This is a genomic window from Mycobacterium sp. NTMscope_Eco_3 (assembly GCF_976985685.1).
The window spans coordinates 2,661,777-2,688,323 of record NZ_CDRJYZ010000001.1; the positions used below are offsets into that span (position 1 = coordinate 2,661,777).

Annotated in this window: 27 protein-coding genes; 7 read left to right on the forward strand and 20 right to left on the reverse strand. The window is 65.4% G+C overall.

Features of this window, described 5'->3' with window-relative positions; genetic code table 11:
- Window position 1 precedes the first annotated feature (1 nt).
- From AC0KTM_RS12190 to AC0KTM_RS12230, 9 genes are read right to left on the reverse strand one after another with little or no spacing between them, the layout of a single operon-like run.
- Window positions 2–979, reverse strand: coding sequence for an alpha/beta hydrolase (locus tag AC0KTM_RS12190; RefSeq protein ID WP_472415615.1), 978 nt, complete (start codon window positions 977–979; stop codon window positions 2–4).
- A 2-nt stretch (window positions 980–981) separates the two neighbouring features.
- The gene (locus AC0KTM_RS12195) at window positions 982–1,815 is read right to left on the reverse strand and encodes a hypothetical protein (protein ID WP_472415616.1); all 834 of its coding nucleotides are present in this window, start codon (window positions 1,813–1,815) and stop codon (window positions 982–984) included.
- A gap of 42 nt (window positions 1,816–1,857) precedes the next feature.
- Window positions 1,858–2,328 carry a VOC family protein gene (locus AC0KTM_RS12200; protein WP_472415617.1) on the reverse strand — a complete coding sequence of 157 codons (471 nt, stop codon included), beginning with the start codon at window positions 2,326–2,328 and terminating at the stop codon, window positions 1,858–1,860.
- Window positions 2,325–3,785 carry an aldehyde dehydrogenase family protein gene (locus tag AC0KTM_RS12205; RefSeq protein WP_472415618.1) on the reverse strand — a complete coding sequence of 487 codons (1,461 nt, stop codon included), beginning with the start codon at window positions 3,783–3,785 and terminating at the stop codon, window positions 2,325–2,327. Before AC0KTM_RS12205 ends, AC0KTM_RS12200 begins: the two co-directional genes overlap by 4 nt.
- A gap of 24 nt (window positions 3,786–3,809) precedes the next feature.
- Complete coding sequence (locus tag AC0KTM_RS12210; RefSeq protein WP_472415619.1) at window positions 3,810–4,625, reverse strand: mycofactocin-coupled SDR family oxidoreductase; 816 nt, start codon at window positions 4,623–4,625, stop codon at window positions 3,810–3,812.
- Between the two features lie 19 nt (window positions 4,626–4,644).
- A complete protein-coding gene (locus AC0KTM_RS12215; RefSeq protein WP_014384936.1) occupies window positions 4,645–4,854 on the reverse strand; it encodes a hypothetical protein in 210 nt (69 codons plus the stop codon).
- Between the two features lie 13 nt (window positions 4,855–4,867).
- Window positions 4,868–5,311 (reverse strand): Zn-ribbon domain-containing OB-fold protein, encoded by a 444-nt coding sequence (locus AC0KTM_RS12220; RefSeq protein ID WP_472415620.1) that lies wholly within the window; start codon window positions 5,309–5,311, stop codon window positions 4,868–4,870.
- Complete coding sequence (locus tag AC0KTM_RS12225; protein ID WP_472415621.1) at window positions 5,308–6,507, reverse strand: thiolase C-terminal domain-containing protein; 1,200 nt, start codon at window positions 6,505–6,507, stop codon at window positions 5,308–5,310. The genes AC0KTM_RS12220 and AC0KTM_RS12225 overlap by 4 nt, the downstream gene beginning before the upstream one ends.
- Window positions 6,508–6,511: 4 nt before the next feature.
- A complete protein-coding gene (locus tag AC0KTM_RS12230) occupies window positions 6,512–7,648 on the reverse strand; it encodes an amidohydrolase family protein (protein ID WP_201407130.1) in 1,137 nt (378 codons plus the stop codon).
- A gap of 141 nt (window positions 7,649–7,789) precedes the next feature.
- Between AC0KTM_RS12230 and AC0KTM_RS12235 the strand changes: the two genes are divergently transcribed.
- The gene (locus AC0KTM_RS12235; RefSeq protein WP_014384940.1) at window positions 7,790–8,473 is read left to right on the forward strand and encodes a TetR/AcrR family transcriptional regulator; all 684 of its coding nucleotides are present in this window, start codon (window positions 7,790–7,792) and stop codon (window positions 8,471–8,473) included.
- 4 nt (window positions 8,474–8,477) lie between these two features.
- On the opposite strand, the gene AC0KTM_RS12240 is transcribed toward AC0KTM_RS12235, so the two are convergent.
- On the reverse strand, window positions 8,478–10,934 hold the full coding sequence (locus AC0KTM_RS12240; protein WP_041785002.1) for a CaiB/BaiF CoA transferase family protein: 2,457 nt from the start codon (window positions 10,932–10,934) through the stop codon (window positions 8,478–8,480).
- Window positions 10,935–11,159: 225 nt separating this feature from the next.
- Between AC0KTM_RS12240 and AC0KTM_RS12245 the strand changes: the two genes are divergently transcribed.
- Complete coding sequence (locus AC0KTM_RS12245; RefSeq protein ID WP_472417449.1) at window positions 11,160–11,696, forward strand: hotdog domain-containing protein; 537 nt, start codon at window positions 11,160–11,162, stop codon at window positions 11,694–11,696.
- Between the two features lie 9 nt (window positions 11,697–11,705).
- On the opposite strand, the gene AC0KTM_RS12250 is transcribed toward AC0KTM_RS12245, so the two are convergent.
- The 10 genes from AC0KTM_RS12250 to AC0KTM_RS12295 form a co-directional block, all read right to left on the reverse strand.
- On the reverse strand, window positions 11,706–12,521 hold the full coding sequence (locus tag AC0KTM_RS12250; protein ID WP_472415622.1) for a mycofactocin-coupled SDR family oxidoreductase: 816 nt from the start codon (window positions 12,519–12,521) through the stop codon (window positions 11,706–11,708).
- An 8-nt stretch (window positions 12,522–12,529) separates the two neighbouring features.
- Window positions 12,530–14,032 (reverse strand): class I adenylate-forming enzyme family protein, encoded by a 1,503-nt coding sequence (locus AC0KTM_RS12255; RefSeq protein ID WP_472415623.1) that lies wholly within the window; start codon window positions 14,030–14,032, stop codon window positions 12,530–12,532.
- The gene (locus AC0KTM_RS12260; protein WP_472415624.1) at window positions 14,033–15,193 is read right to left on the reverse strand and encodes an acetyl-CoA acetyltransferase; all 1,161 of its coding nucleotides are present in this window, start codon (window positions 15,191–15,193) and stop codon (window positions 14,033–14,035) included.
- Window positions 15,190–16,218: an acyl-CoA dehydrogenase family protein gene (locus AC0KTM_RS12265; protein WP_014384946.1), complete on the reverse strand. Its 1,029-nt coding sequence runs from the start codon at window positions 16,216–16,218 to the stop codon at window positions 15,190–15,192. The genes AC0KTM_RS12260 and AC0KTM_RS12265 overlap by 4 nt, the downstream gene beginning before the upstream one ends.
- 12 nt (window positions 16,219–16,230) lie before the next feature.
- Window positions 16,231–17,403: an acyl-CoA dehydrogenase family protein gene (locus tag AC0KTM_RS12270; protein WP_472415625.1), complete on the reverse strand. Its 1,173-nt coding sequence runs from the start codon at window positions 17,401–17,403 to the stop codon at window positions 16,231–16,233.
- Window positions 17,404–17,529: 126 nt separating this feature from the next.
- Complete coding sequence (locus AC0KTM_RS12275; protein WP_472415626.1) at window positions 17,530–18,642, reverse strand: LLM class flavin-dependent oxidoreductase; 1,113 nt, start codon at window positions 18,640–18,642, stop codon at window positions 17,530–17,532.
- Window positions 18,639–19,409 carry an aldolase/citrate lyase family protein gene (locus AC0KTM_RS12280; protein WP_472415627.1) on the reverse strand — a complete coding sequence of 257 codons (771 nt, stop codon included), beginning with the start codon at window positions 19,407–19,409 and terminating at the stop codon, window positions 18,639–18,641. Before AC0KTM_RS12280 ends, AC0KTM_RS12275 begins: the two co-directional genes overlap by 4 nt.
- A complete protein-coding gene (gene hpaH, locus AC0KTM_RS12285) occupies window positions 19,406–20,227 on the reverse strand; it encodes a 2-oxo-hept-4-ene-1,7-dioate hydratase (protein ID WP_014384950.1) in 822 nt (273 codons plus the stop codon). The genes AC0KTM_RS12280 and hpaH overlap by 4 nt, the downstream gene beginning before the upstream one ends.
- A 28-nt stretch (window positions 20,228–20,255) precedes the next feature.
- A complete protein-coding gene (locus tag AC0KTM_RS12290; protein ID WP_472417451.1) occupies window positions 20,256–21,104 on the reverse strand; it encodes an alpha/beta fold hydrolase in 849 nt (282 codons plus the stop codon).
- A 112-nt stretch (window positions 21,105–21,216) separates the two neighbouring features.
- Window positions 21,217–22,428 (reverse strand): RNA-guided endonuclease InsQ/TnpB family protein, encoded by a 1,212-nt coding sequence (locus tag AC0KTM_RS12295; protein ID WP_472415628.1) that lies wholly within the window; start codon window positions 22,426–22,428, stop codon window positions 21,217–21,219.
- Between the two features lie 436 nt (window positions 22,429–22,864).
- On the opposite strand from AC0KTM_RS12295, the gene AC0KTM_RS12300 reads away from it, so the two are divergent.
- From AC0KTM_RS12300 to AC0KTM_RS12320, 5 genes are read left to right on the forward strand one after another with little or no spacing between them, the layout of a single operon-like run.
- On the forward strand, window positions 22,865–23,110 hold the full coding sequence (locus AC0KTM_RS12300) for a hypothetical protein (RefSeq protein WP_041785005.1): 246 nt from the start codon (window positions 22,865–22,867) through the stop codon (window positions 23,108–23,110).
- Between the two features lie 32 nt (window positions 23,111–23,142).
- On the forward strand, window positions 23,143–24,261 hold the full coding sequence (locus tag AC0KTM_RS12305) for a thiolase family protein (protein ID WP_472417453.1): 1,119 nt from the start codon (window positions 23,143–23,145) through the stop codon (window positions 24,259–24,261).
- Window positions 24,258–24,716, forward strand: a complete 459-nt coding sequence (locus tag AC0KTM_RS12310; RefSeq protein ID WP_472415629.1) for a Zn-ribbon domain-containing OB-fold protein — start codon at window positions 24,258–24,260, stop codon at window positions 24,714–24,716. The genes AC0KTM_RS12305 and AC0KTM_RS12310 overlap by 4 nt, the downstream gene beginning before the upstream one ends.
- Entirely contained in the window at window positions 24,713–26,008 is a 1,296-nt protein-coding gene (locus AC0KTM_RS12315; RefSeq protein WP_014384956.1) for an aromatic ring-hydroxylating oxygenase subunit alpha, read from the forward strand. The genes AC0KTM_RS12310 and AC0KTM_RS12315 overlap by 4 nt, the downstream gene beginning before the upstream one ends.
- Window positions 26,005–26,535: an aromatic-ring-hydroxylating dioxygenase subunit beta gene (locus tag AC0KTM_RS12320; RefSeq protein ID WP_064939788.1), complete on the forward strand. Its 531-nt coding sequence runs from the start codon at window positions 26,005–26,007 to the stop codon at window positions 26,533–26,535. The genes AC0KTM_RS12315 and AC0KTM_RS12320 overlap by 4 nt, the downstream gene beginning before the upstream one ends.
- The last annotated feature ends 12 nt before the right edge of the window (window positions 26,536–26,547 follow it).

Below are 26,547 nucleotides of genomic sequence, written 5' to 3' on the forward strand. Positions count from 1 at the left end.
CCTACCGGTCGAAGGATCGGACGACGGTCGGTACCCACGCCGCGATGCGGTCCCATAGCAGGGTACGGTGACTCGCGAAGTTGTGGCAGTGGCCGGACTTCGGGACCAGGTGCAGGGTGACGTCGGGAGCGGCGGAGTAGTTGGCCGGCTCGGCATAAGGATTCGGCGATACATCAGTCGTTGCGCCGAACGCCAAAAAGACAGGTACATCAACACTTGAGGTGTAATCCTCGACGAATCCCGGGGTGGTGACCTCGGCGGCGGCCCGCAGCGGAACGCGACTCTGTACGGCGGTGTCGGCGTCGACCACTTCCCGCGGGACTTCCCCCGCGTAGAACAAATCAGCTAGGTAATCGCGGGGTGCGACGGTGTGACTGTCTGTGGGCTCGGCACCAGTGAGTTGGCATGACGCCTCGATCGTTTGCTGGATGCGTTGCTCGAGTTCGGCTGCATCAGAGGTCTTTTCGTATACGTTGGTGATCTGCACGCCGTAGCCCAGAAGCACCACGGCGTCATACGGGTGGGCCGTGGCCTGCACCATTGTGGTCAAGCACGCGCCCATCGAATGCCCGACACCTACCAGCGGCGCATCAGTCGGCGGGACGCCGTCGAGCAAGGTGCCGCGGCTCAGCCGATTTCGTACCTGTCGCGCCACTTCGGCGTCGCCGGCGGCAAGCAACCGCAATCCCAGAGGACCCGAAGCAACAGGGTCGCTGCTTGCGCCGATGCCGAGGTGATCGACGGCGATCACGATGAAGCCGGAATCGGCAAGGTGCTGACCGAAGCTGTACCCGCGATGGCCGTCGATGTCGATGTGCCAATAGTGCTTGTCATAGGTACCACCGGCGAGACATAGAAGCACCGCTCGCGCATCGGCAGGCCGGTCGGGAAGGAACGCCCATGCCGCCTGCGTCAACTGCTCACCGGTGCCCACTCCTGCCGTGACGTCGAACGTCAACGGAACTGCCGCGTCAGCCATGGTCAGTGCGACGGAACGCTGGTCGCAGGTTCGGGTGCCGTGTCGTTGCGCGGAATCGACAGTGCTCCGAAAGACAAGCCCTTCTCCGCAATCGCAATGCACCCATACGTGACGACGCAACACAGCGCGATGGTTCCTGCGCCGCCAAGCCATCGGCCCGACGTCGTCCAATCCGAATGCAGGCCGAGGACCACCGGTGACGTCACACCGCCGAGAACAGCGCCGTACGAGATCGTCGGGATCACCAACAACCACAGCCACTTCCAGCCCTGCAGCCGGGGCACCAAGAGGTAGAGGATCACGGCACCGACGATCGAACCGGTGGCGTCGGCGAAGGCGAACCACACATTTACTCCGCCGAACATGAACGGTTGGTCGCCGTAAAACCCGCTGATCCCAAGCCAGCCTGCCGTGGCGGTCGCCAGCGCGTCGATAAAGACCACGATTCCGAACAGACCCCAGATCTGTCGTCTGCTCACCCCGCGCTGGAACAGCCGCCACAGAATGTAAGACGTCCCACCGAAGAACCAGGCATAGCCAATCACGGTGAACAAGGGCACGGTTCGCTCATATGCGTTGAACAATCCGAGCGCGTCGTCCGGCGGATACCAGTACAGGAGGGTGTTGTCGTAGACCGGTTCGACCACGATGGCCGATATGGCAATGCCAACGAAGAGCAACGGCAGGATGGGTCCCCTCCGGCGTTCGCCGGAGAACCACCACCACACCAGCAACGCCACCACAATGACGGCGGCTGCGGCGGTGAAACCCACAGACGAGCCGGTGGGAGGGCTGAGCTCGGTGGGCATTGGGATGTAGTCGGCAGGCAAGATCATGACAGCCCCCTCCAGCGCATTTCGATCCCCCGCGTCATGATGTCAGTCCTTCTTCAAAACTCGGCAAAACTCCATCTTGTTGCCGTCGAGGTCGTAGAACCACAGGAACTCAGCATTGCGACCCGCACGGACGCCGTCGGCATCGGCCGGGAACCCATCCACGGTCTCATCTCTGAAAAGCGCGCCGCGACTCTCGATTTGGCGGCGAAGCGGTCCGAGTGGCCTTCGCGTCATGAAGACAAGAGTGGGCGGATGTGATTCGTGGTCGCAATCGACGTGGTCGGCTCCCGTTTCGCTCAGGAACACCTTCATGCCCGCAAGAAGAAACACGGCGAAGGACGTGCCGACGCCGTCGAGGCTTGTGTCGGTGCCGCGGTGGACGGGCCGGGTCCCGAAAACACTGGAATACCAACGCACTGACGCGTTTAGGTCGCCCACGTGCAGGGTCAGCGAAGCGCTGGCGTGGTCGAGGACGTCTTCGTCGGAGGCCACCTGACCAGTCGCCGCCGTCACGCCATGCTCACGGTCTTGAAATGCAGGAACTCCTCGAGACCCGCTCGGCCACCTTCCTTGCCCATCCCACTGATGCCGATGCCGCCAAACGGGCGCGTGCAACCGAGGTTAGGGGCGCCGTTGATAAGCACCTCGCCCGTGTCGAGTTCCTCGGCCACCCGGTGCGCGCGGCGCAGATTGTTTGTGAAGACGTAGCCCGACAGACCGTACGGGGTGCCGTTCGCGATCTCGATCGCATGCTCCTCGTCGTCGAACGGGATCATCGAGAGCACTGGCCCGAACACTTCGGTCTGCGCCAGCTCCGATTGCGGGTCCACGTCGGCGAGGATGGTGGGCTCGAGGAAATACCCGTCGGCGAGCTCACCGCCCAGGCGTCCGCCGCCAATTACCAGGCGCGCGCCGTCCGCGATGGCCCGCTCGACCATTCCCGAGATCCGGTTCAGCGCCTGCTGACTGACGACCGGTCCGGAGATCGTGTCGGCCTCGAACGGATGGCCCACCTTCAAGAAACCGGCGATCGTTTTCACCCGCTCGATGACCTCGTCGTAGATCGATCGCTCGACGATCATTCGAGTGGGGAAGGCGCAGCCCTGCCCGCTGAGTATTCCGACCGACATCATCGTTCCGATTCCGCATGCGGTGTCGAGGTCTGCGTCGGCGAATACGATGTTGCCCGACTTTCCACCAAGTTCCATCACCGCCGGCTTGATCTGATCGGCGCAGGACCGCAAGATCTTTCGCGCCGTCTCGGGTCCGCCGGTGAAACTGATCTTCTTCACCAACGGGTGTTCGACAAGCGCTGCGCCTGCTTCGGCCCCACCGGGCACGACGTTGATGACGCCGGCGGGAATCCCGGCATCTGCGGCGACGTCGGCGAAGAGCCCCGCGGTGAAGGGCGTCAACTCCGACGGCTTGATGACGACGGTGTTTCCTGCCGCGATTGCCGCAGGAACTTTCATCGCCAACGAGATCAGCGGGCCATTCCACGTGATGATCGCACCGATGACGCCCCATGGCTGCGCCAGCGTGTAGCTGAACTCGCCGTCCGCCCGCAGCGTCGCGGTCACCTCACTGCTGAGCTTGTCTGCCCACCCGGCGTAGTAGCGGGTCCACTCGACCGCCACGGGGAGCATGACCGACGAGGTCGCGATCGGTGTGCCGTTGTCCAGCGCGGCCATTCGCGCGAAGTCCTCCGAGCGCGCTTCGATGAGATCGGCGAGGCGCATCAGCAGCTGCCGACGGTCTGCGGGTTTGGTGCGGCGCCAGTTCAGATATGCCGCGTGCGCCACCCGCACGGCCCGGTCAACCTCGGACGGCCCGGCCATTGGGACGTCGGCGTCTGGCCGACCGGTCGTGGGATCGATGTGCTGACGCACACCGCCCGAGCCGGTGGATAACCGTTCGGCACCGATGCGCAATTCGACTTTGGGACGCTCGACGTCAACGGAACTCGTCATTGTCGATTACTTCCTCTCGGGCGGTCAGCGGACGGCGAAGCCGGCGTCAAGCGGCCAAGCAGTGCCGGTGATGAACTTGGCTTCGTCAGAGACCAGGAAGGCCACCGCGTTCGCGATGTCCTCGGGCATCAGGATCTGAATCGGTAACGCGTTCTGCATCGTCGACAGCGCGGGGTCGTTTGCTTCGAACATCGCCGCCATCGCGTCGTTCATCACCATCCCCGTGGCCACGCCCGTCGGATGAATCGTGTTGACGCGAATGGAATACTGCGCCAATTCGTTTGCCCACACTTGCATCAAGCCGACGAGTCCGCGCTTGGCTGCTGTGTAGGCCTGCCCTCCCACCCTGTCGGTGCCGGTGCCCTTGAGTCCGGCACTCGACGAGGTGATCACGATCGACCCACCGCGTCCCCCTTCGACCAGTGCGGGGGTGGCGGCCTCCACGGTGTTCCAGACGCCGATCAGGTTGACATCGACGATGTCGCGGAACGCCTTTCGCCGGTCTCCACCGGCGCCGAGCCGGATGACTCCGGCGTTCGCGATGACGATGTCGAGTCGACCGAATTCGCCGAGACCATCTGCGACGACCTGCTCGACGGCATCGGCATCACGCACGTCGGCCTGACGCGCGACGATGCGCCTGCCCTCCTTCTCGACGAGCTCGACGGTCTCGTCCAAGTCTTCCGGGCTGGCGTTGGGGTAGTCGATGGAATCGATGTCACGGCAGATGTCCAGCGCCACGATGTCCGCGCCGTTCGCGGCCAGTCGCACCGCGTGAGCGCGGCCCTGACCACGCGCTGCACCGGTGATGAAGACAACTTTGCCGTCGAGACTACCCATGCGTTCGGCTCCTCAGAAACTAGTCGGTCGCGCTAGCTGTGTGAATCCTCGCCTGGCGCAGGCCTTCCTGCGGGTCATCGACATTCACGTCCCACTCGCCGCACGAGCACGTGCACCGGAAGTGACCGTTCACGGGGAGAATGGCCTGGCCGTCGCAGTCTCCGCCGGTATTGGCGATGCTGGTGAGAAACTCCAGCGGCTTCTCATGAAGCGCACTGTCGTCGGACATGGCGTTTCACTCCTTAATCGGTTTGAGCGACACGGAAGATCGGCAGTAGCCAACCGTCCGCGATGGGTGAGAAGTCCACGCGCAGCGACATGCCGATGGCGACGTCGGCTGGTGCGACGTCAACGACATTGGACACCAGCCGGGCTCCAGGCGCGTCGGGCAGGTCGAGGACCGCAGGCACCAACAGCAAGTCCGGCATGCCGGGAAACCCGTGCACCACCGCAAAGCTGTACACCGTTGCCACACCACTGAGCTCGACCCAATTCACTTCCTTGGACTGGCAATTGGGGCAGAACGGTGTCGGGGGCAGCCGGAACGTCTGACACTCCGCGCACTGCGGCGCGACGAGGCGACGCTCCTTCGCGGCCTGCCAGAAAGGCTCGGTGTCTTTGCTGACCGCAATCCGGACGTGCTCGCCGGGGATGGTGGTGGCCAGAATTGCTGCCGCGGTACTCACGCCGCCTTCCCCAGAATGAGGCCGCTGACCGGCAAGCTCGCAGGACCGCCTGTGACCAAAGCCAATTCGGCGTCCTTCACTTGATTGATGGCCGTACCGCGCATCTGCTCGACCCCCTCCAGGATGTGAGTCATTCCGATGATGTAGGCCTCGGACAGTTGTCCGCCGTGGGTGTTGACCGGGATGCGGCCGCCGTCGAACCGGATGGCTCCACTCTCGACGAACGCGCCACCTTCGCCCTTGCCGCAGAACCCGTAGTCCTCGAGCTGCATCAGCACCATCGGCGAGAAGTGGTCATACAAGAGCGCCACGTCGATATCGGCGGCCCCGACGCCGGCCTGCTCATAGAGTCGCTTGGCGATGGGCGCGTTGCCCGAGGACGCGAAGTATTCGTCCGGCATCCCCATCCAGGCGAACGCTCTGCCCCAATCGCGCACACCGCCGTGCGCGGCGGCGACCACCGGTACCGGCGGCTGCTTGAGGTCCTTAGCCCGATCCATACTGGTGGTGATCACCGCGACGGCGCCGTCGGTTTCCTGGCAGAAGTCGTAGAGACACAAGGGCTCTGCGATCATCCTGGCGTTGAAGTAGTCCTCCAACGTCAGTGGCTGGCGGTGCATGGCCTTCGGTCGGTTCAACGCGTTGGTCCGCGTCGACATTGCGATCTCCGCGAAGGCTTCGCGGCGGGTGCCATACAGGTGCATGTGCCGGCGGGCCAGGACGGACATCAGCTGGCCCGGCCCGAAGAGGCCCGACGGCTGCAGGAACGAGTTGATCGGATCCGGGTCCATCGCTGAGAACACAGACCCCAGGCGCTGCTTAGCCTGCTGCAACGCCATCACCGTGACCACCACCGAGGCGTCACCCGCCACGATCGCGGCACGCGCCAACCCGATTGCCCCCGCCGAACCACCTCCGCCGGACGTCAGCGCCGCGGTGAACCGAACTTCGGGAATGCCAAGGGTTTCCACGAAATCAGCGGTGTCCATCTTCTCGGTGTAGCCTGCGCTAGCACCCGAGTAATAGGCGAAACCGTCGATGTCGGTGACCGGAACACCGGCATCCTCGCAGGCGGCCAGGATGGCTTCACCGGCCAACTCGGTGATCGACCTGGGCAGCGAGCCGCCACGCTTGTAGTAGGGCGTGGCGCCAACGCCGACGATGGCGACGTCGCGTAGGCCCGATGTATTCGACATGCGCTCAGAACTTCTCGGCCGGGATCGGCGGCACGTCGGGGAACAGTTCATAGAAAGTGCCCTGGGTGATCCGTAGCCTAGTCTCGTCGCTCACGCCGTCGAAGAGACCCTTGAGGGTGTCCTGCGTGTGACCGAAGGTTCCCTCCATGTGCGGGTAGTCGCTGCCGAACATCACGTTCTTGTAGCCCATGTGGTCGAAGGCGGCCACGGCGGTTTCGTCATGCTGGAACGACGCGTAGACCTGGCTGTAGAGGATCTCCTTGGGGCTGCGGGAAAGCTTGGGCCGTACCGCCATATGGTGCTGGCGGTATCCCTCGAGCATCCGGTCGCCAAGGAACGGCACCCACGTGGCTCCACCTTCGGAGATGAGCACCTTCAGATCGGGATGGCGATCCAGGGCCCCGGAGGCGACCATCTTCATCGCCGCGCGCTGCCCCGAGAAGGTCGTCTCCGCATAGTTCAGCACTGCCCCACCCGGTCCGCGGTAGACCATGCCCGCACCACCGCTGGCGCCGCCGACCGTCATGTCCACGGGGTCGGTGCCGATGTGAAAGGCGATCACCATGCGGGCTTCCTCGGCGGCGGCCCAGAATGGCTCCCATTCCTTTCGGTGCCAGTCGGGGGCGCTCGGGTGCGGTGTGGTCGGCAGGAAGACCGCCTTGAAGCCCTGTCCCGCGGACCAGTGCAACTCCTCGATCGCGTCCTCGACAACCAGCGTCGACACCTGCGCGGTCACCACGTAGCGCGGCGACACGGCGCAGATCTCCTCGAGCGCCCATTCGTTGCTGGCGCGCATGCACGCCTTGAGCAGTTCGGGGGTGCGGAACGTCGAACCCCACATTCCCAGCGAGGGGAAGATCACCTCACCCCAGACGCCTTCCTTATCCAGGTCCCCGATGCGGGCCTTGGCATCGCGGATGCCTTGCGGCTTCATGCTCTCCTCGAAGAAGGCCGTCATCGCCGACGACGGGAGCTTGCGCCGGAAGATCTGCCCGTCGACAAAGACGGTCTCGTACTCCCCGTCGGGATCCTTCTCCGCGCGCGGCGTCAGGTCGGCGAGTCGTTTGGGCAACCGCGATTGCCACAGGTCGTCGGGTTCCAGAAAGTGAGAGTCTCCCGAGTTCGTCCAGATCATGCTCATTCGTCCTCCAAGGGTCCGAGCCGCTGCTGCTGATGATGCCAGCCAGGGGGCAGGAAAGTCCAGCATTTTTAATGCTTGTCCATTATTATCTCGACATCGGCGTGGCCAGCGGTAGAACTGTGACGGACGGGAGGAACCGCGATGAGCGAACTGAGCGCCGATTCGCAGGCGGCCACGCGGCGTCGCAACGCCTCGGGTGAATCCACACGCGTGATGCTCATGGAGGTCGCCGAACGGCTATTCGCCACGCGTGGCATCGAGGCGGTGACGTTGCGGGAGATCCAGCAAGCTGCAGGACAGTCCAACACCTCCGTGATCAGGTACCACTTCGGCTCTCGCGACGGCCTCATCCGCGCGCTCGTCTCCTACCGCCAGGCCTCGCTCGGAGCCGATCGACAGCGGATGCTCGCGACTATGCGCGAGCAGGGCAAGGAGGCGGATCCCCGCGCCGTGGTGTGGCTGCTGGTGCGGCCGCTCGCCAACAGCATCGCCGCGGGCGAGATGTTCGTGCCGTTCCTGGCTCGGCTCAGTGAGGATCCCCGGGCGCGCAGCGACTATTGGCCGGATCACGTCGACGACGAGTGGACCCAGGAGCAGCTGGAGGAGTTGGTCGACGCCGCGCTGCAGGACCTGCCCGAGCGGATCAGGCGCGGACGGACGTTCCAGCTGTACATCAGCTTGATCAACGTGCTGGCTGCGTCCGCCCGATCCGGGCACGGAGTCAGCGAGGCGCAGCTGCACAACTATGTGGACACCTGGGTGGGCATGCTGACCGCACCGGTGTCATACGAAACCCGTGCGCTAATCGCCGCCGACGACTCCTGACGGTCTAGCTGCCGCCGCCGATCACCGCGTTCTCCCGCAGGGCGCCGATCGCGTTCTCGTCGAGTCCGAGTTCGCGCAGTACTGCGTCCGTGTGCTGACCGATCGTGCAGCCCGCATCCGCCCGTGTCCGCGATCGCGAGAACCGACACAACGGCGCTAGACGACGGTGCTCCTCGAAGATGGGGCTGACCGCCTCCACCGCGTAGCCGGCCTCGAAGTACGGGTCAGTCTGAAGCACCAGTTCTGAGTTCGCCTCCACCACCTCGACGCATCCGACGTCCTGCGCGGTCAGTTCGTGTTCCCACTCCAACTTGGTCTTGGTGGCGAACACCGGTGTCAGCGCAGCGATCAGGTCGTCGTCGTGAGCCGCGCGGGCGTCGGCGTCGGCGAACCGCTCGTCGGTGTGCAGCTCGACGTAGGGTGACATGGCCTTGGCCAACGCAGGCCATTCGCGCGGCAGCGGTGCGGCGAGGAAGACGTAGCCGTCGGCCGCGCGGTACATCCGGTAGAGCGCATTCATTCCGAAGAACTGGTCATCGGCGGCACGTTCCGCCGGACGCGACGCGTAGCTCGCGTTGTACGGAATCATCGCCTGCTGGACGGTGCCGAGCATGGTGGTGACCACGTTCGTCAGCTTCATGCCGCGGCGCTTGGCGTACAACGCGACGAGTAGCGCTGAACCGACGCCGTGCGCCGCGATGCCGTCGGACTGCACCGCGGGGACGGTGCCGCCCGCGTGAAGCTGGACTGCCCGTCGGTGAAGGTCGTCCACGTCAGCAGGTGGGTCACCCGAATCGTGGCTGTCGATCAGCGAAAGGCCCGACGCCGCGCCGACCGACGGTGCGTAAGCCGCGCGGTGCGCGAACGGGCCGTCGAGCCCGTAGCCGGAGGTAGTCACAAAGGCCAGGTCGGGGTTGACCGCCCGCAGCGACGCCTCGTCGATCTTCGCCCGCTCGGCAGCCTTCCCGCGGAAGCACTGAAGCACGATGTCGGACCGCTTCGCGAGTTCGTACACCAGGTCGAGCCCCTCCGGCTTGGTGAAGTCGATGGCGACACTCTCCTTGCCCTGCAGTACCTTTCCCCCGCCGGCCTCCGGGAACGCGACCAGACTCCTTATGTTGTCCCCTTCGAGCGGCTCGACCTTGATCACGCGCGCACCCAGGTCGGCCAACAGCGTGGCGCCGTACGGGCCCGCGAACATGCTGCCGAACTCCAGCACCGTCACACCGTTAAGCGGCGGGCGATCCGCAGCGACGCCGTTGATCGTCGTGGCTTCCACCGGATCCGCGACGATCGGTGCATCGTTGTGCTCACCGAGTCGTGGGGCGGGCCGCAGCTCGGTCAGCGGCCTGCCCTCTGCGTGAATGAGGGTCGACGGCTGCCGTACCGGCCCGAACTCGGGGTCGGTCACGGTTACGGCACGGCCTTCGTGTGCGGTTTGAGGATGGTCCAGCGACTCCTCAGGAGTCCGGAACAGCTCCCCGCTGAGGTCGAGGTTCTCCGCCATGGCCTGCTGCCACTCGGCGAGCGTGCGGCCCCGCACCCGCTCGATCATCATGTCCCACCACTCGGTGCGGAGTTCGGGAGTTGGGAGCATGGGGAAGCCCTGCCACTTCGGATCCGCGAGTTCTCCCAGCAGATCCAGTTCCTTGAGCCACGCACCGATCAGCTTGGGTGACACCTGGGCGAACTGCAGCCATCGGCCGTCCTTGGTCGGACACACCAGCAGCGCGTAAATGAGGTACGCCTGCGGCCTGCCCTGGTCGTCATAGGCAGCATCCATCGGCTCGTATGCGCCCGGATAGCGTTCGAGCACCATCTCGTAGAACCAGTTGTACGGATCCATCGAACCCATTCCGGTCACCAGGTTGGTCTCGACGACCTGACCCAGCCCGCTGGTCTCCCGCTCGATCAACGCCGCGAGCACTCCCTGAACGGCGGCGTGCGCCGCGCCCCAGGACGCATAGGAGAAGGTGACGAAGGCCGGACCCGGTCGCGGGGTGAGGCCGCGCTTCTCGTGCATGACGCCGGTCTTGGCCATCACCAGCGCCTCCCAGCCCTTGTAATCCCGGAACGGACCTGTCGAGCCCCATCCGGTGATCGTTGCCACCACGAGTCGCGGGTACCGCCGCGACAGTGCGTCGTGGGTGAGACCCAACCGCTCGGCGGTTGTGGGCCGCATAGTGTTCACCATGACGTCGGCGCGCTGCAGCAGCGCCCGCAGCCGGTCGAGATCGGCGTCGTCATGCACGTCCAGTGTCACGCTGCGCTTGCCACGCAGCAGAGCGGGCCAGCTCGCGAGGCCGCGCAGCGGACTGCCGTCGGGCGGCTCGACCATGATCACCTCGGCGCCGCAGTCGGCGAGGAACTGCGTCGCCTGCGCACCGGGCAGTGTCGTGGACAGGTCGACCACCACTAGGCCGGCCAGTGGACCAGCCGATCCCGTTCCGACTTCCGGCATTTTCGCTCCTACGGTGTGCGGGCAGTTTCGTTCGCGACGTGTTGTGACGCACGCCACGCCAGCATCGCAGCGCCTAAGATTAATGTCAATGCATTAGTCTTGAAAAATGACAAACCGAGGAGCACCGTGACCGAGCAGCCCGTCGAGCGTGGTGGTTTCCCGCGGATGCGGTCCTGGCAGGAACCGACTGTCCGCAGCCCGGGCGGTGGCCCGGAGTACGGCGACATGATCGCCGCGTTGCGAGACTTCCTCGACGACGTGGCCGCCGCCGCTCCGGACACAGCGACCATCGAGGCTTTGACCAAAGACCTGAAGAGTTGGGCCGACAGACTGTCCCCCGACGCCGTTCCGGAGCGTAGGCAGATATTCGCCAGAAGACTCGACCTCCCCGGTCGCGGGCAGACCATGTCCCCCAATTTCATTCCCGTCGCAGGCGATCACGAAAGCGTGCAGGGCACCGTCACGTTCGGCCGGTACTTTCTCGGCGGTGGTGGTGCGGTGCACGGTGGCGCGATTCCGCTGCTCTTCGATGAAGTGCTCGGGCGCCTGGCCAGCAGCGGTGATCGGGCCCCCGCACGAACCGCGTATCTGCACACCGACTACCGCTCGATCACGCCCATCGGCGAGGAACTCGTAGTACGCGCCTGGTTCGTCAGCGAGCAGGGACGCAAACGGATTCTGCGCGCGGAGCTGTGTCACGGCGACACCCTCTGCGCCGAAGCCGAGGGATTGTTCATCGTGCTGCGCCCTGATCAACCCTGAGCACCTGTTTCAGCGGACCGCGAATCCGGCGTCCAGCGGCCAGGCCACCCCGGTGATGAACTTCGCCTCGTCGGAGACCAGCCAGGCCACCGCACCGGCAATATCCTCGGGCATCAAGATCTGAATGGGCAACGCGTTCTGCATGGCCTCGATTGCGGTGTCGCCAGACTCCAGCAGTTTGCCCATGGTCTCGTTCATCACCATGCCGGTCGCGACGCCGGTGGGGTGGATGGTGTTCACCCGAATCCAGTGCTGCGCCAACTCGTTCGCCCACACCTGCATCAGGCCCACGAGACCGCGCTTGGCGGCGGTGTACGCCTGCCCGCCGACCCGGTCGGTGCCAATGCCCTTGAGGCCTGCGCTGGAACTCGTCAGGACTATGGACCCGCCGCGGCCGCCGTCGATAAGCGCGGGCAGCGCCGCCTCGACCGTGTTCCACACCCCGACCAGGTTCACGTCGACGATGTCTCGGAAGATCTGGCGGCGGTCCCCGTCGCCGCCGAGGCGGATGATGCCCGCGTTGGCGATCACGACGTCCAGCCTGCCGAATTCACGAACGCCGTCGTCGACGGCCTGCTGCAGCGCGTCGGCGTCGCGGACATCGGCCTGGTGAGCGACGATTCGTCTGCCCTCGTTCTCGACGAGCTTGATGGTTTCGTCGAGCTCGTGGGGCGTGGCGTTGGGGTAGTCCATCGAATCGATGTCGCGGCAGATGTCCACCGCAACGATGTCGGCGCCTTCGGAGGCGAGCCGAACCGCGTGTGCGCGGCCCTGACCCCGCGCCGCGCCGGTGATGAACGCCACCCGTCCGTCGTGTCTACCCATTGACGGTCCTATCCTCTTGTCGGTTGCCGACGTTGAATGTCGCTGTCGTGCTGAATGATCAGTTCCCTCAGAGCTATCCGGTCCGGCTTGAGCATCGCCGTCAAGGGCAGCTCGTCGACGATGAGCAGTTCGTCGGGCGCCTTATAGTCCGCCAGTTCGCTGGTGACGTGTGCGCGAAGCTCGGACAGGGTCGGTGGAGCGGCGCCGTCCGCGGGGACCACGCACGCGACGCCGATCTCGCCGATCACCGGTGCGGAACGGCCAACCACAGCAACCTGTTTCACGCCGGGATGCCCGGCGATCGTCCGCTCGACCTCGCCGGGATGGATGTTGTATCCGCCCCGGATATACATGTCGCCACTGCGTCCGACGAGCGTGAGGTTCCCGTCCTCGCCGAGCACGCCGACGTCACCGGTGCGCAGCCATCCGTCCCGCAGCACTTCGGCGGTTAGCTCCGGGTTGCGCCAGTAGCCGCGCATCACGCAGGGTCCGTTCACCTCGACCACTCCATCGGGGCCGATGCGGACATCCATTCCTGTGGCGGGCCGCCCCACGGTACGGAACTGCACTTCGGGGGGATCGGTCGGTTCGGTGCCGCAGATGGTCGGACACTCGGTCATCGCATATCGCACCACGAGCGGAACTCCGACGCGCTCGGCGACCCGGCGCACCAAGTCGGGGGGCGCCGGCGCCGTGGCTGCGATCCCTACCCGTAAGTGCGGCAACGTATCTGGGCTCACACCGTCGACCTCGAGCAGTTTGGCCCACTGCGTTGGAACGGCACCTGCCACGGTGACCCGTTCAGCGCGCAGGACGTCGAACATGCCCTGCGCCGACCACGGCGTCGGCGGTACCACCAGGGTGCTGCCCCACACCAGCTGGTCCCAGAGCTTGAACATGTAACCGGCGTGGGCGAACGGGGTGGATGTCAGGCGACGGTCGTATGGCGCGCTCATGACGCCGGCCGCCGCCGCACCCGCTGCGAGCCGGTCGGCGTCGTACACCGCACCCTTCGGCGTCCCCGTAGTCCCGCTGGTGAAGACGAGGGCGACCGGATCCCGTCTGTTCAAGTCCACAGCAGGGGGTTCCGATCGCGAGGTGGCTGTATCCAGCGACGCCCTTGACAGCACCCGGCGCCCCCCATCGGGTAGTGCACCGCAACTGTCGTCAGCGACGATCAACGTGGGATCAGCTTGCTGCAGAATGGATTCAAGCTCGCGCCGACCCAGCCGCGGATTCAGTCCGGTGGTGATCGCACCGATCATCGCCGCCGCGGCGTAGCACGTCGCATAGTCGATGCCCGAGGGCAGCCACAGCGCCACCACGTCGCCCTTGGCCACTCCAATTTCGACGAACTGGGCGGCAATGGCTCTTGCCCGATCGATCCACTCCGCGAACGTGATTCGCGCTCCCGGCTCGACGTAGGCCTCGACATCCGCGTGAGCGGCGGCCGCGAACTCCAACATCGACCGTATGTCGGCGACGTCGGAACTCAGCGGTGCGCGTGCCACCTACGGCTCCTCGGCGCCGAGAATCATTGTGGCACTGGAACAGAACCATCCGCCGGTTCCGCTGACGCAGGCAATGCGGGCGTCGGGGACCTGGCGCGGTCCGCATTCACCACGCAGCTGGCGTGCCGCCTCGACCAACAGGAAGAGACCCCGCTGGCCTGGGTGGCAGGCCGAGAGCCCGCCACCATCGGTGTTCGTAGGGAGCTGGCCGCCGAGACGCAATGCGCCCTGCTCGACGAACGCGCCGCCCTCCCCCTTCTGACAGAAGCCGAGATCCTCGAGTGTGATCAGCAGCATGTAGGTGAACGCATCGTAGAGTTCGGCGACGTCAACGTCCGAGGGTGAGACGCCTGCCCGCGCGAAGGCCAGCGGTCCGCTGACCGACGCCGGGCCGACGGTCAGGTCGTCCCACTGGGAGGTGAGCATGTGCGAGGTGGTCTCGCCCGAGCCAAGCACCCAGACCGGTTTGTTTCGTAGGTCTTTGGCGCGTTCCGCGCTGACCAGCACGACGGCCGCTCCCCCGTCGCTGCGGATGCAGCAGTGCAGCTTCGTGAACGGGTCGGCGATCATCGGGCCCGCGAGCACGTCGTCGACGGTGATGGGGTCCCGGTAATACGCCTCGGGGTTGTCAGCCGCGTTGAACCGCGCCGACACCGCGACCTCGGCGAGTTGCTCGATGGTGGTGCCATAGACGTGCATGTGCCGGCGCGCGGCCATCGCGTACTTGGAAATCAGGGTGTGCCCGTATGGCGCCTCCCATTGCAGTGGTCCGCGCGCACCCCAGTTGATGTTGGCGCCCCGCAAGCCCTTTCGCAGATCAGCCCGCGCAGTCGATCCGTACGTCAGGAGCACCACATCGGCATGCCCGGCGGCAATCGCGTCCGCCGCGTGCGCGGCCATCACCTCCCATGATGCGCCGCCGACCGCCGTCGAGTCGATCCAACGTGGCCGCAGGCCGAGATACTCACCGATATCGACCGGGGGCAGCGTGCCCTGACTGGTGGACGCCAGGCCGTCAATGTCTGCCGGCGTCAGCCCGGCGTCGGCCAATGCCCGGCGGCTGGCCTGAGCGATGAGCTCGTAGGGTCCCTTGTCGTCGACCCGCCCAACGTCCGACAGGGCGACACCCGCGATGGCGGTGTTTCTTGAGGCGCCGCTCATTGAGCGCGGTCCTGGGCGAGCAGCTCCGCAAGCACATCGGTGGGCTCGGCGAAGAGGTGCCGAATTACGTGGGCACGCTTGAGATAGAGGTGCATGTTGTTCTCGAAGGTGTAGCCCATCCCGCCGAACACCTGAATGCCCGCAGCCGCGTTGTCGACTGCGGCCGAGCCGGCCACCGTCGCGGCGGACAGCACCTGCAGCAGCGCATCCGTGCGTCCCTCGGCCAGGGCGATCCCCGCGAAGAACGTCTGCGCCTGCGCCGCCTCCGCGGCGATCTCCATGTCGACGCACGCATGCTTGATGGCCTGGTGCACGCCGATGGGCTTACCGAACTGCTCGCGGGTCTTGGCGTGCTCCGTCGCGGCGGCAGCCGCGGCCGCCGCCAAGCCCGTCAGATAGGCAGCCGCAAGCACCGTGGCACGCGCCCAGATCCATTCGTCCCGTGCGGGCAACCAGTGTAGGGGTTCCGCGGACTCGACTGTGGCGGAGGCCATTCGAGTTCCCGGATCCGCCGCGACCACCGGCGTCAGCGCGCCAAACGACTCGATGTTTACCAATGCAGCGCCATCGCGGGCCACAATCAGCGCGTACGAGGCCCCCGCCGGCTCGAACAGGTCGAAGGTGCCCTTAACAGGTTGCGCCCCGCCGTCGCCACGAAGGACCGCAAGCGCCACCGTCGCATTGCCTGCCCCTATCCGCTCCGCCAGCGCTGCGTCCCCGCAGCGGGCCGCGACCCGGGCGGCGAGTGTGCCCGCGAGGAACGGACCGGGTGCCAGCCGCCTGCCGAGTTCGATGAACAGCAAGACTTCGTCGTCGAAGGGCCTCCCCGAGCCGCCCGACTCCTCATCGAGTCCGAGCGTGAGCAGTCCGAGCTCGGCGCATTCTCGCCAAAGCGCTTCGGGCACAGCCGCTTCAGTGTGACGGTTGGTGCGGATATGTTCCACGGGCAGCCGCTCGGCAAGGAATTCTCCCGCCGCCGCCACGATTTCGAGTTGCTCAGGTCCTGGAAGCAGATCCACGGTCATCTCCTGTCTGGGTCACCTGGGCAGCCCCAGCACACGTTCGCCGACGATATTGCGCTGAATCTCAGACGTGCCGCCCCCGATGGCCTGCGAGAAGCTGTAGTAGTAGTAACCGACCCACCCGTCGACGTCCCACCGCGAAGAGTGCCGAAGGGATTCGGGACCGACGATGTCCAACGCCAACTTGCCGATCTCCTTGGCCAATTCGGCGTACATCAGCTTGACGATCGACCCGCGCGGCCCCGGCGTCTCCGTTTTCATCGCCTCGCAGATGTTGGTGTAGGTAAGTGCCCGCAGCGACGCAACCGAGGCGCGCGCCCTGGCCAGCCGACGCGCAATCTCATCATCGGCAATGGCGGGTCTGCGCCCGTCAGGGCCGACGTGGTCACGGGCGTAGTCGATGAGGTCCTCGATGATCTTCGCCAGCCGAACCTGGTTGGCGGTGAACGCGGTGCCGCGTTCGAAGGACAGCGTGGCCATCGCCACCGACCAACCCTCCCCGACGTCGCCGACGACGTTGGATAGCGGGATGCGGACGTCGTCGTAGAACACCTCGCAGAACTCAGAACCGCCCTCGATCGTCTCGATGGGTCGGATATCGATGCCCGGTGTGCTCATGTCACAGATCACCCAGGTGATGCCCTTGTGCTTACTGCCGGTGTTGTCGGTGCGCACCAACAACTCCTGGTAGTCGGCGACGGTCGCGAAGCTGGTCCACAGCTTCTGGCCCGACACCACCAGGTGCTCTCCGTCGATGACGGCTTTGGTCCGCAGAGCCGCCAGATCCGATCCGGCATCGGGCTCGGAGAACCCCTGACACCAGATCACCTCGCCGCGAAGGATCTTCGGTAAGTGGAACGACTTCTGCTCGTCGGTCGCCCTGGTGATCAGAGTCGGTCCGGCATGCGAGTTCCCCACGAAGCATGCATCGATTCCCGGAAAACCCCGAGCCGCGTACTCCTCGTACCAGATCAGCTGCTGCATCAGAGACAGGCCCTGGCCGCCGTACGCCTCCGGCCAGGCAATGCCCGCCCAGCCGCCCCGCCACTGAGTGTGCTGCCAAGCCAGGTCGTACTCGCGGATGCCTGCGTCGTCGCGGGGCCGGGGCTCGGTCGGCTTGTGCTCGTCGAGCCACGTTCGGACCCGATCGCGGAACTCGAGCTGGTCAGCCGTGAAGTCGAGATCCATGGTACCCAACTATAGGTGACACAACAGTCAGAAACAAAGGTCTTGCACTCGATCAATGCGATCAGCATGCGCGTTGGAACTGCAGTCGATAGACGCCCACACGAGTGACACTCAAGTCAGAATTATCTACGTTCGCGCCATCGGGCGTTTGCCTGCAGCTTCGGCGATCGCCGCGAACACCTCCAAGTTCTCAGGGACCGGTTCAGGCGTCATTTCGGGTCCATAGCGGACTACGAGCCCCGTCAGCCCGCAGTCCAGCCAGGGTTCGACACGCGTGCGGATCCGGGAGACCGGACCAACCAGCCAGCCCTCGTCGATGTATTCGTCGGGCACCGCGTCCAGGGCCTCCTGCCAAAGCGCACCCTCCAGCAATGTGCCGCCGGCCTGTACTCGCGCTTCGGCCTCGACGGCGTCCACGTCGGCGAGCATGTCGGCGAGCCGCTGCGCGAGCTCGGAATAGCCCCGCGCCTCCATGAACGGCCGCAACATCGCCGACCAGGTGACGACGAACTCCTTGAAGGGGTGCATGGCCGCTCGCACGTCGTCGTCGACGAGCACGTCGACGTGGGCCCAGATCGCGAAGTCATGGAGGCCCTTGCCGTCGTTCCTGCGATCGAAACCGCGTTGAAGCAGTGGCACAACGGCGGGCAACATGCCGGGGGTGAATGCCGGCGGAAACCACCCGTCAGCCACTTCGGCAGCCAGACTGACCATTTCGGGTCCCGCCGCCGCCATCAGGATCGGAAGCTCGGCCAAGACGTCCAGTCCGACGGCGACCGGCGCAACACCAGTGGCGTCCTGCCCTCGGTAAGGTGCTGACCACTCGGTGCCCTCGTGCTCGATGGTGTCGCCCCTCAACGCCTGTCGCAGGATCGAGACGTAGTCCCGCATCCGCCGCGTAGGGCTTCCCCACTTCCGGCCGTAGAAGCCCTCCGCGGCAACCGGACTGGAACTGCCGAGCCCGATCATCACGCGTCCACCACCGGCGAGGTGGTCGACGGTCTGGAATGCCATCGCCGCCAATGCTGGAGGTCGGCTGGTCACCTGGGCGATGCGGGTACCGAGCTTCAATCTCGAGGTGTGTCCGGCAATGTACCCCAGCGGGACGAGCCCTTCGGATCCATAGCCTTCCGCCGTGAACACCGCGTCATAGCCGAGCTCCTCGGAGTACCGAATGCGTTCCAGGGGAACGTTGAACCGGCGGTCGTGCCAGCGAACTTCGGTGGCGAGTTCGATCATGAACGTGACTGCTTGTACTCGTCCACCAGCTTCTCGGCGCCGCGGGCCAGCAGGGCCACGTCGGCGCCGACCAGAACGAAACTGGCCCCCGCTGCGAGGTATCGCTGCGCGATCGTCTTGTTGAAGGCGTTGACTCCTGCGCTCTTTCCGTGCTTCACGATGGTCGCCAGCGCGGTCTCGATGGTGCTCACTACGTCGGAATGCTCCGGCTGCCCGAGCTTGCCCATCGAGGCCGCCAGGTCTGCGGGCCCGATAAACACGGCGTCCACGCCGTCGACGTCGGCGATGTCACCCAGATGCGCCAGACCGGACAGCGACTCCACCTGAACCGTCAGCGACACCGATGCATCGGCGGTGGCCAGATAGTCGGAGATGCGGTTCCACCGGGATGCCCGGGCGAGCGCGCTCCCGACGCCGCGGATGCCCGCCGGCGGGTAGCGGGTGGCGGCCACCGTCGCAGCGGCCGCGCCCGCGTCATCGACCATCGGGACGATGAGATTCTGCGCGCCGATGTCGAGCAGTCGCTTGATGGATACCGGGTCGGCGGATGGCGGGCGCACCAGCACGTCGACGTCGGGGTATCCCGCGAGCACTTGCAATTGTTCGAGTGTGGTGCTCAGCTCGTTGGGCGCGTGTTCCTGATCCAGGAGCACCCAGTCGATTCCGGATCCCGCGCAGACCTCGGTGACATAACCGCTGCCCGAGGCCAGCCACATGCCGATTCGCGGCGCTCCGGCTGCGATGCGCTCCGTCCATCGGTTTGTCACGAAGCCTCGCGATCAAAGGAGACCGTCACCGTGCCGAGCGGTCCGTAGTCCGCGACGAAGGTGTCCCCCGGCTCGGCGAACACCGGTTTGGTGAACGAGCCCGACAGGATCACCTCGCCGGGGTGCAGCGAAACCCCATGTGGGGCAAGCCGGTTCACAAGCCACGCGACGCCGTTGCCGGGGTGGTTGAGTACGGCCGCCGCCACCCCGGACTCCTCGATCACGCCGTTGCGCAGCAGTAACGCCGCAACCCAGCGCAGATCCACGTCCAGCGGCCGCACCACCCGCCCGCCCAGGACCAGACCGGCGTCGGCCGCGTTATCGGCGATGGTGTCGACGATGGTGCGCAGGTGACCGGTCTCGGGGTCCGACATCTGCACCCTGGCGTCGAGGATCTCCAGCGCGGGGGTGACGAACTCGGTAGCCCGCAGCACGTCGAAGAGGGTGACGCCCGGCCCGCGGAGCTCCTCACCGAGGACGAACGCCAGCTCGACCTCGATGCGCGGCCGGATGAAGCGTCCAACCGGAACACGGCCGCCATCCTCGACGAACATGTCGTCGAACAGCGCGCCGTAGTCGGGTTCGTCGATCGACACGGCACGTTGCATCACCTTTGACGTCAGCCCGATCTTGCGGCCCTTGACCTCTCGCCCGTCGGCGACCTTGAGCGCGACGAGCGCCCGCTGGACCGCGTAGGCGTCCTCGATCGTCATGTCGGGATAGTCCAGCGACAGCTGCCGGATCGGCGCGCGGTTCTGCTCGGCCTCATACAGCCGACGTGCGATGTCCGCGAGCTCATTCTCGGCCGGCCTGGTCATGATCGGATGCGCTTCGCGCGAGCGCTCATCATCGCGTCAGGAACTCGACGGCTGCGGCATTGAACGACTCGGGGTCCTCGAAGTGCGGCCAGTGCCGCACTGTAGCCATCTCGAACACCTCGGAGTTCGGAATCAAATCGGCGATGGTGCGTGCGGTGTCCTGATACACGCCGTGATCCTTGCCGGAGGCCACGATCATCACAGGCGCGGTGATGCTGCGCCACTTGTCGTCGGGAATCAGGTTGCGGTTGCGCACCTTCTCGTCCTGAAGGATCAGCAGCCGATCGATGGTGTTGCGAGTGTCCTCGCGCCGATAGACCGCTTGGCGTAAGCCGATCAGGTCGGGCAGTCGATTGCTCTCGTCAGCAATCAGATGCGCGAACACGGCGTGCAACGACTCCCATGTCGGCTCGTTGACCGCCTTGGTCCGTTCCGCCCGGATGCGCGCCATGTTCGACGCCGACGCCTCGCGGCCGGCCGGCGACATCAGGATCACCTTGTCCACTCGGTCGGGATGACCGACGGCCACTGCAGATGCGACGAACGCCCCGAGGGACATGGCGACGAAGTTGGCCGATGTCATGCCGAAGTGGTCCATCACACCCAACACGTGTTCCACGTAGACGGCGATCTCGTAGTCGTAGTCCGGCTTGCCGGAAAATCCGTTTCCGACCATGTCGATGGCCACGCAATGGAAGTGCTCGGAGAGCGCGGCCAGGTTGGGTGCGAACGTCTCCCAGTGGCCGCCCGTGCCGTGCAGGAGGATCGCATGCGGCTTGTCCGGGCTGCCGGCCTCGACATATCGCGTGCGAACCATTGCGCCGTTGACCGGCACGTCGACGAATCCCTGCCGAAATTCCAGCTCCTTGAGATACATCCAGAGGCTCCGGTAGTTCTCGGTGTCCAGCCGGGTGACGCCGTCGGCGTCGGTCTTCTTCTTCGATTGGTTGACGTGCTCCCCGCCATGAACGGCGGGGATTCCCGTACGGCTAGGCCGCTGTTGGGGTGCTTCCTGATTCATCGCCCTGTGCCTCCCGAGTTGCAGGAGGACTTATCGGGGCTCCAAAAGCGTTTAGTCTCTCCGCCCGCCCGGCGGCGAGAATGACTTTGGCGGCGTTGTGGTCGCGATCGTGGACCGCCCGGCACGCCGGGCACGTCCACTGCCGGACCTGTAGCGGGAGTTCGTCGAGCCGATGCCCACACTCCGAGCATGTCTTGCTCGATGCCAACCACCGCGACACCGTGTGCACGGTGCGCCCGTAGCGGTCGGCCTTCTCGCCGATGATCCGCACGAACTGGCCCCAGCCCGCGTCCGAGATCGCGCGGGCCAGTCGGCGATTTTTGACCATGCCCACAATGTTGAGGTCCTCGACGTGGATCACTTGGTTCTCGCGAACCAACGCCAAAGCCTGCTTGTGGTGATAGTCCCGCCGAGTACGCGCCACCTCGTTGTGTGCGACCGCGACTTTGCGCCGCGTCTTGTCCCTGTTTGCTGATCCTTTCTGCCGGCGGGACTTCTCCCGCTCCAACCGCGCCAGCTTGCGCAGCTTGCGACCCAAATGCTTCGGATTCGCCACATCCGTACGCACACAATCTGTCGCGGCGATGGTCGCCAACCGCGTGATCCCCACGTCGATCCCGGCCTCCCGCTGCACCGGCGGCAACGGTGACGCCGGCACGTCGACGACGAAACTGGCGTAGAAGCGCCCATCCGGCTCGCGGATGATCGTGACCGATGACGGGTCGCTCGGCAGATCTCGCGACCAGCGCACCGGCACCTCGCCCACTTTCGCCACAAACAGCCGACCATTGGGCCGTACGGAAAATCCGTTGCGGGTGAGCCGAAACGACTGCCGATGATCCTTGCGCGACTTCATGCGTGGTCGGCCCACCTTGCGGCCGCTGCGTTTCCCGCTGATTGAGTCGAAGAAGTTGCGCCACGCCCGGCGGGAGTCGTTGACCGACTGAACCAACGCCACACTGGGCACCTCGCACAGCCACCCTCGCGCCTCTGTGCTCTTCGCAACGGTAATGACGCGGCGCTGAATCTCGCTGTCCGACAGCTTGATCCCGGCCTGATAGGCCTCGTCGCGCAGGCGCAGTGCGTCGTTGAACACCACCCGGCAACATCCGAACACCCGCGACAGCATCGACTGCTGGGCTGGTGTCGGTTCGATGCGGTACCGGTAGCGCATCTGCATGATCCGACCCTAAGCCCGCGCACTGACAACCCAGACCTATCGCCGCGCCCGCATGCACGGTCACCTCTGGTCGCCGTCCTACTTCACCGTCTCCTAAGGCGGCGCACCTCTGTCCATCACCGAGCAGTACATCGAGAAACAAACCCGCCCACTCTGAACGCCGGGCTACGTCCGGCGATACGCACGACGGGCTAACCCCAGACTGATGTACAAGGTTTGGGCCCAAAGATCCGGTCATATTGCCCCTTCTTACCCTTGTTTCTGACAGCATTGTCAACTTACGCCACCGGCGTTCTACGTGTCCAGATATGGTCGCATAGTCGATATGTTCGCATGTAGAGAAACACTTATGCCCTCCTGAGGATATCCAATCATGTGGCTACCGCTTGGCCCCCTTCCATTGATTCTGACAGTCATATGCGGTAAAACTGGGCAGGTGGACACTCCGTCGGGACGTCGCGTGCTCGCCGAGCTGGTGAACGAGTTCGCGGCCGTGCGGGTGTCGCTGGACGTCAGCGGCAATGGTCCGCGCCTGCTCGTCGAGGATCTCGAGGGCGGCGAGCACGTGTTTCTGTGTCCGCTGGAGCTGGCCAGCTTCACCTTGGCTACGCCCGAAGACCGCGAGGAGTGGCTGCGCGTCGGCAACTACCGGGGTGAACGTCGACCCAGGGAAGCGCCGTGAGCGCCTCGGCCGTCGACCTGGTCGGCTTGGGCATGACCGAGATGTCGCTTCGCCCCGGCGCCGCGCCCCTCGAATTGGCCGCAAGGGCAAGCACGGCCGCGCTGGCCGACGCCGGAATCGGGCGTGCCGATGTCGACGGGCTTCTGGTCGGCTCCTCGCAGGGCATTCGGCCGGACCGGCTGGGCGTCGGATTCGCCACGCAGGGCGGCTTCTCGGACCTGCGCCTCCTCGAGCACGTCGAGATCAAGGGCGCGACGACCATCGCCATGATCCAGCGTGCGCGCCACGCGATCACCACGGGTGAGGCGTCCACCGTGCTGTGCGTCTTCGCCGACGCGCCGCTGGTCGCCGACCGGGGTGCGGGATCGACCTACGCCCACAGTGGGGGCAACTCAGGCGTGCGCGGGCTTGAGCGTGCGTCAGGTCTGCTCGGGTCGGTGCCGACGTACGCGCTGATGGCGCAACGGTGGCTGCACGTGACGGGCACCACCCCCGATGCACTGCGCTCCGTGGCCACCACGGCGCGCGGATGGGCGCGGGGCAATCCCGATGCCGTCAACCGCGAACCGCTCGACGACGCAGGCTACGACGCGAGTCCGATGATCTCGGAGCCGTTGCGGCTGCTGGACTGCGCCCGGCCAGTGAACGGCGCGGTCGCGGTGGTGCTGACCGGCCGCAGTTCGGTTGGCACCCAACGACTTCGCATCCGCGGCACTGGCCGCCACCATCCGGTACGGCGACGGCGTGCAGGCGCCGAGTCGTGGTTCGGGGGCGGCGGCCGGGCCGTGGACGACGCGCTCGAGCAAGCCGGCATGCAACGGTCGGACCTCGACGTTGCCGAGCTCTACGACCCGTTTTCGATCGTGACCTTGATGCTGCTCGATGAGTACCGGCTCACCGGCGAGGTACCGGCCGGCGCCTTCGTGCGCGACGGCCACACCGGCCGGGGTGGCACGCTGCCCACGAATACGGGTGGCGGGCAGCTCTCCGGCTTCTATCTGCAGGGCATGACGCCGCTGGCCGAAGCGGTGATCCAGCTGCGCGGTACAGGCGGCGACCGCCAGATTCCGGCCGCAACGGTCGCACTGGTCGGCGGCATCGGCGGCCGTGTCGACCACCACGCTGCGCTGGTATTGGAGCGGGCGACATGAGTGCTGCCGTCAAGCCCGCCGCGCAAGTAGTCCACGACTGGCTGCTCGACCCTTCGCTGGCGCCGCAGACCGCCGGCGACCGATTGGCACCGCTCTACGAAGCGGCAGCCCGCGGCGAGCTCGCCCTGCCCTTCTGCGCGGGATGTGCTCAGCCGCTCGACCTTGAACAGGAAGTCTGCGACTCCTGCGGATCCGCCGAATGTGGCTGGCGCACTGTGGAATTGCATGGCGCCGTTCATTCGGCCACCTTGATGCACCGGCGCGAGCCCGGCTTGGTGCGTGCGCAACGGCCCTACCCCATCGTCGACGTCGAACTTTCGAGTGGCCACCGCTTGGTGATGACCACCGCACTCCCCGCGGACACGGCTCCGACCATCGGCACCGTGGTTCACATCGGCTTTCGCCGGCTCGGCGACATTGCAATTCCAGCCATTGACATTTTGGAGGACGAGTGACGACACTCGAATCAGCCCCGCCCCTTGACGAATTCGACGTCAGCAAGATCATCCGGAGTGACCGAGTACACGGGTCGGTCTACACCTCGGCCGAAATCTTCCGCCGGGAAATGGACACCATCTTCAAGACCGGCTGGGTCTTCGTTGCGCACGAAAGCGAGGTGAGTGAACGGGGCGACTACCTCACCCGGATGATCGGGTATGACCCCGTCGTCGTGGTGCGCGGCAAGGACGGCGTCGTGCGGGTGGTGCTCAACCGATGCACCCACCGCGCCAACAAGCTGTGCAACGCGGAAAAGGGCAACGCCAACTCGTTCCGGTGCCCGTACCACGGCTGGACATTCAACAACACTGGTGCGCTGCAAGGTGTTCCGATGCGGGAAGGGTATGGGAAGGCCTTCAACGAGATCCGCTCCGAACTTGGACTTGCCCAGGCTCCACGGGTCGACAGTTACGGCGGCTTCGTCTTCGCCTCGCTTGCGGCTGAGGGCATCTCGCTGCGCGAGCACCTCGGCAACGCGACACATGCCATCGATCGACTGCTCAACCTGTCCCCGAACCGTGAGATCGACTTGCGGGCCAACTGGATGAAGCACCTGCACCACGCCAACTGGAAAATGGTGGTGGAGAACAATGTCGACGGCTACCACGCGCTCTTCACGCATGCCTCGGTATACGACGCCATCAAGCCCGCCAAGGTTTCACACGTACCGACCAAGGTCGACGTGCTGGTCCGCGACCTCGGAAACGGCCACTCTGAGATCGACTACAGCGACGAATACCGCAAGCTCGACGAGGAATTCGTCTGGTACGGCCGGATCCCGCGGGCGAAGCTGGCCTCCTACGTGGAGACATTGGAGCAGGCCTACGGTCCCGAGCAGGCACACGACGCCCTCGTGGTGGGTCCACCCCACACGCTGATCTGGCCCAACCTGTTCTTGGCGGAGATGAACGTCATGTTCGTCGAGCCACAGGCCCCCGACCGCACCGTGGCCTACACCACCGCGGTATTGATACCTGGTCAGGACGCGTTAAACGAACGCACGCTGCGGCGCTCCGAGGGGGCGATGGGTCCGGCGGGGTTCCTCATCGCCGACGACGGCGAGATCGGCATGCGCAACCAGGCCGGCCTGGCCGCCGAACTGCCGGAATGGCTCGTTCTGGCGCGCGGTAGCGAAAACGACGTGCACGACAAGACCGGAATCATCAACCGGGACAAGAGCGCTGAGACGCCACAGCGCGGGTTCTATTCCCAGTGGGCGGCCGTCGTCGGTGGAGGGGCAGGAGCGTGACAGTCAACGCTCAGTCGGAACAGCCGGCGCCCCAGATCCGCCCCACGCTGCGGCCACTGCCCGATGCCGACATCCTGTCCTTCTTGTATCTGGAGGCTCGACTCGCCGACGAAGGCCGGTACTCCGAGTGGGAAGCACTGTGGGCGGATGATGACGACACCGTCGAGTATCGGGTGCCCATGCACCCCGATGACGACCCGCGGACCACGCTGGCCTACATCAACGACAACCGGCGGCGCATCAAGAGCCGCGTCGCTCAGCTCAACACCGGCAACCGGCACTCCCAAACGCCGCCGTCGGTAATGCGGCGCATCATCTCCAACAGTGAGGTGATTGAGGATGCCGACGGTCTGATCACGGTCGAATCCAACTTCTCGCTGTTTGAATACCGTATCCGCCAACGTTTCTGGGCCGGCCGCGTCCGCCACACGGTCAGGCGAACACCGGGCGGCCCACGGCTGGTCCGCAAGGTCGTGCACCTGGTCGACGCGGGCGGAGCCGTCGATACGTTGGCATTCCTGATATGAGGTTGTGCAACT

Bases quoted from the DNA above. Each gene is read 5' to 3' on its own strand.
- AC0KTM_RS12190 (WP_472415615.1), bottom strand. From the start codon at position 979: ATGGCTGACGCGGCAGTTCCGTTGACGTTCGACGTCACGGCAGGAGTG.
- AC0KTM_RS12195 (WP_472415616.1), bottom strand. From the start codon at position 1,815: ATGATCTTGCCTGCCGACTACATCCCAATGCCCACCGAGCTCAGCCCT.
- AC0KTM_RS12205 (WP_472415618.1), bottom strand. From the start codon at position 3,785: ATGACGAGTTCCGTTGACGTCGAGCGTCCCAAAGTCGAATTGCGCATC.
- AC0KTM_RS12210 (WP_472415619.1), bottom strand. From the start codon at position 4,625: ATGGGTAGTCTCGACGGCAAAGTTGTCTTCATCACCGGTGCAGCGCGT.
- AC0KTM_RS12215 (WP_014384936.1), bottom strand. From the start codon at position 4,854: ATGTCCGACGACAGTGCGCTTCATGAGAAGCCGCTGGAGTTTCTCACC.
- AC0KTM_RS12225 (WP_472415621.1), bottom strand. From the start codon at position 6,507: ATGTCGAATACATCGGGCCTACGCGACGTCGCCATCGTCGGCGTTGGC.
- AC0KTM_RS12230 (WP_201407130.1), bottom strand. From the start codon at position 7,648: ATGAGCATGATCTGGACGAACTCGGGAGACTCTCACTTTCTGGAACCC.
- AC0KTM_RS12235 (WP_014384940.1), top strand. From the start codon at position 7,790: ATGAGCGAACTGAGCGCCGATTCGCAGGCGGCCACGCGGCGTCGCAAC.
- AC0KTM_RS12240 (WP_041785002.1), bottom strand. From the start codon at position 10,934: ATGCCGGAAGTCGGAACGGGATCGGCTGGTCCACTGGCCGGCCTAGTG.
- AC0KTM_RS12245 (WP_472417449.1), top strand. From the start codon at position 11,160: ATGATCGCCGCGTTGCGAGACTTCCTCGACGACGTGGCCGCCGCCGCT.
- AC0KTM_RS12250 (WP_472415622.1), bottom strand. From the start codon at position 12,521: ATGGGTAGACACGACGGACGGGTGGCGTTCATCACCGGCGCGGCGCGG.
- AC0KTM_RS12260 (WP_472415624.1), bottom strand. From the start codon at position 15,193: ATGAGCGGCGCCTCAAGAAACACCGCCATCGCGGGTGTCGCCCTGTCG.
- AC0KTM_RS12265 (WP_014384946.1), bottom strand. From the start codon at position 16,218: ATGACCGTGGATCTGCTTCCAGGACCTGAGCAACTCGAAATCGTGGCG.
- AC0KTM_RS12270 (WP_472415625.1), bottom strand. From the start codon at position 17,403: ATGGATCTCGACTTCACGGCTGACCAGCTCGAGTTCCGCGATCGGGTC.
- AC0KTM_RS12275 (WP_472415626.1), bottom strand. From the start codon at position 18,642: ATGATCGAACTCGCCACCGAAGTTCGCTGGCACGACCGCCGGTTCAAC.
- hpaH (WP_014384950.1), bottom strand. From the start codon at position 20,227: ATGACCAGGCCGGCCGAGAATGAGCTCGCGGACATCGCACGTCGGCTG.
- AC0KTM_RS12290 (WP_472417451.1), bottom strand. From the start codon at position 21,104: ATGTATCTCAAGGAGCTGGAATTTCGGCAGGGATTCGTCGACGTGCCG.
- AC0KTM_RS12295 (WP_472415628.1), bottom strand. From the start codon at position 22,428: ATGCAGATGCGCTACCGGTACCGCATCGAACCGACACCAGCCCAGCAG.
- AC0KTM_RS12305 (WP_472417453.1), top strand. From the start codon at position 23,143: ATGACCGAGATGTCGCTTCGCCCCGGCGCCGCGCCCCTCGAATTGGCC.
- AC0KTM_RS12310 (WP_472415629.1), top strand. From the start codon at position 24,258: ATGAGTGCTGCCGTCAAGCCCGCCGCGCAAGTAGTCCACGACTGGCTG.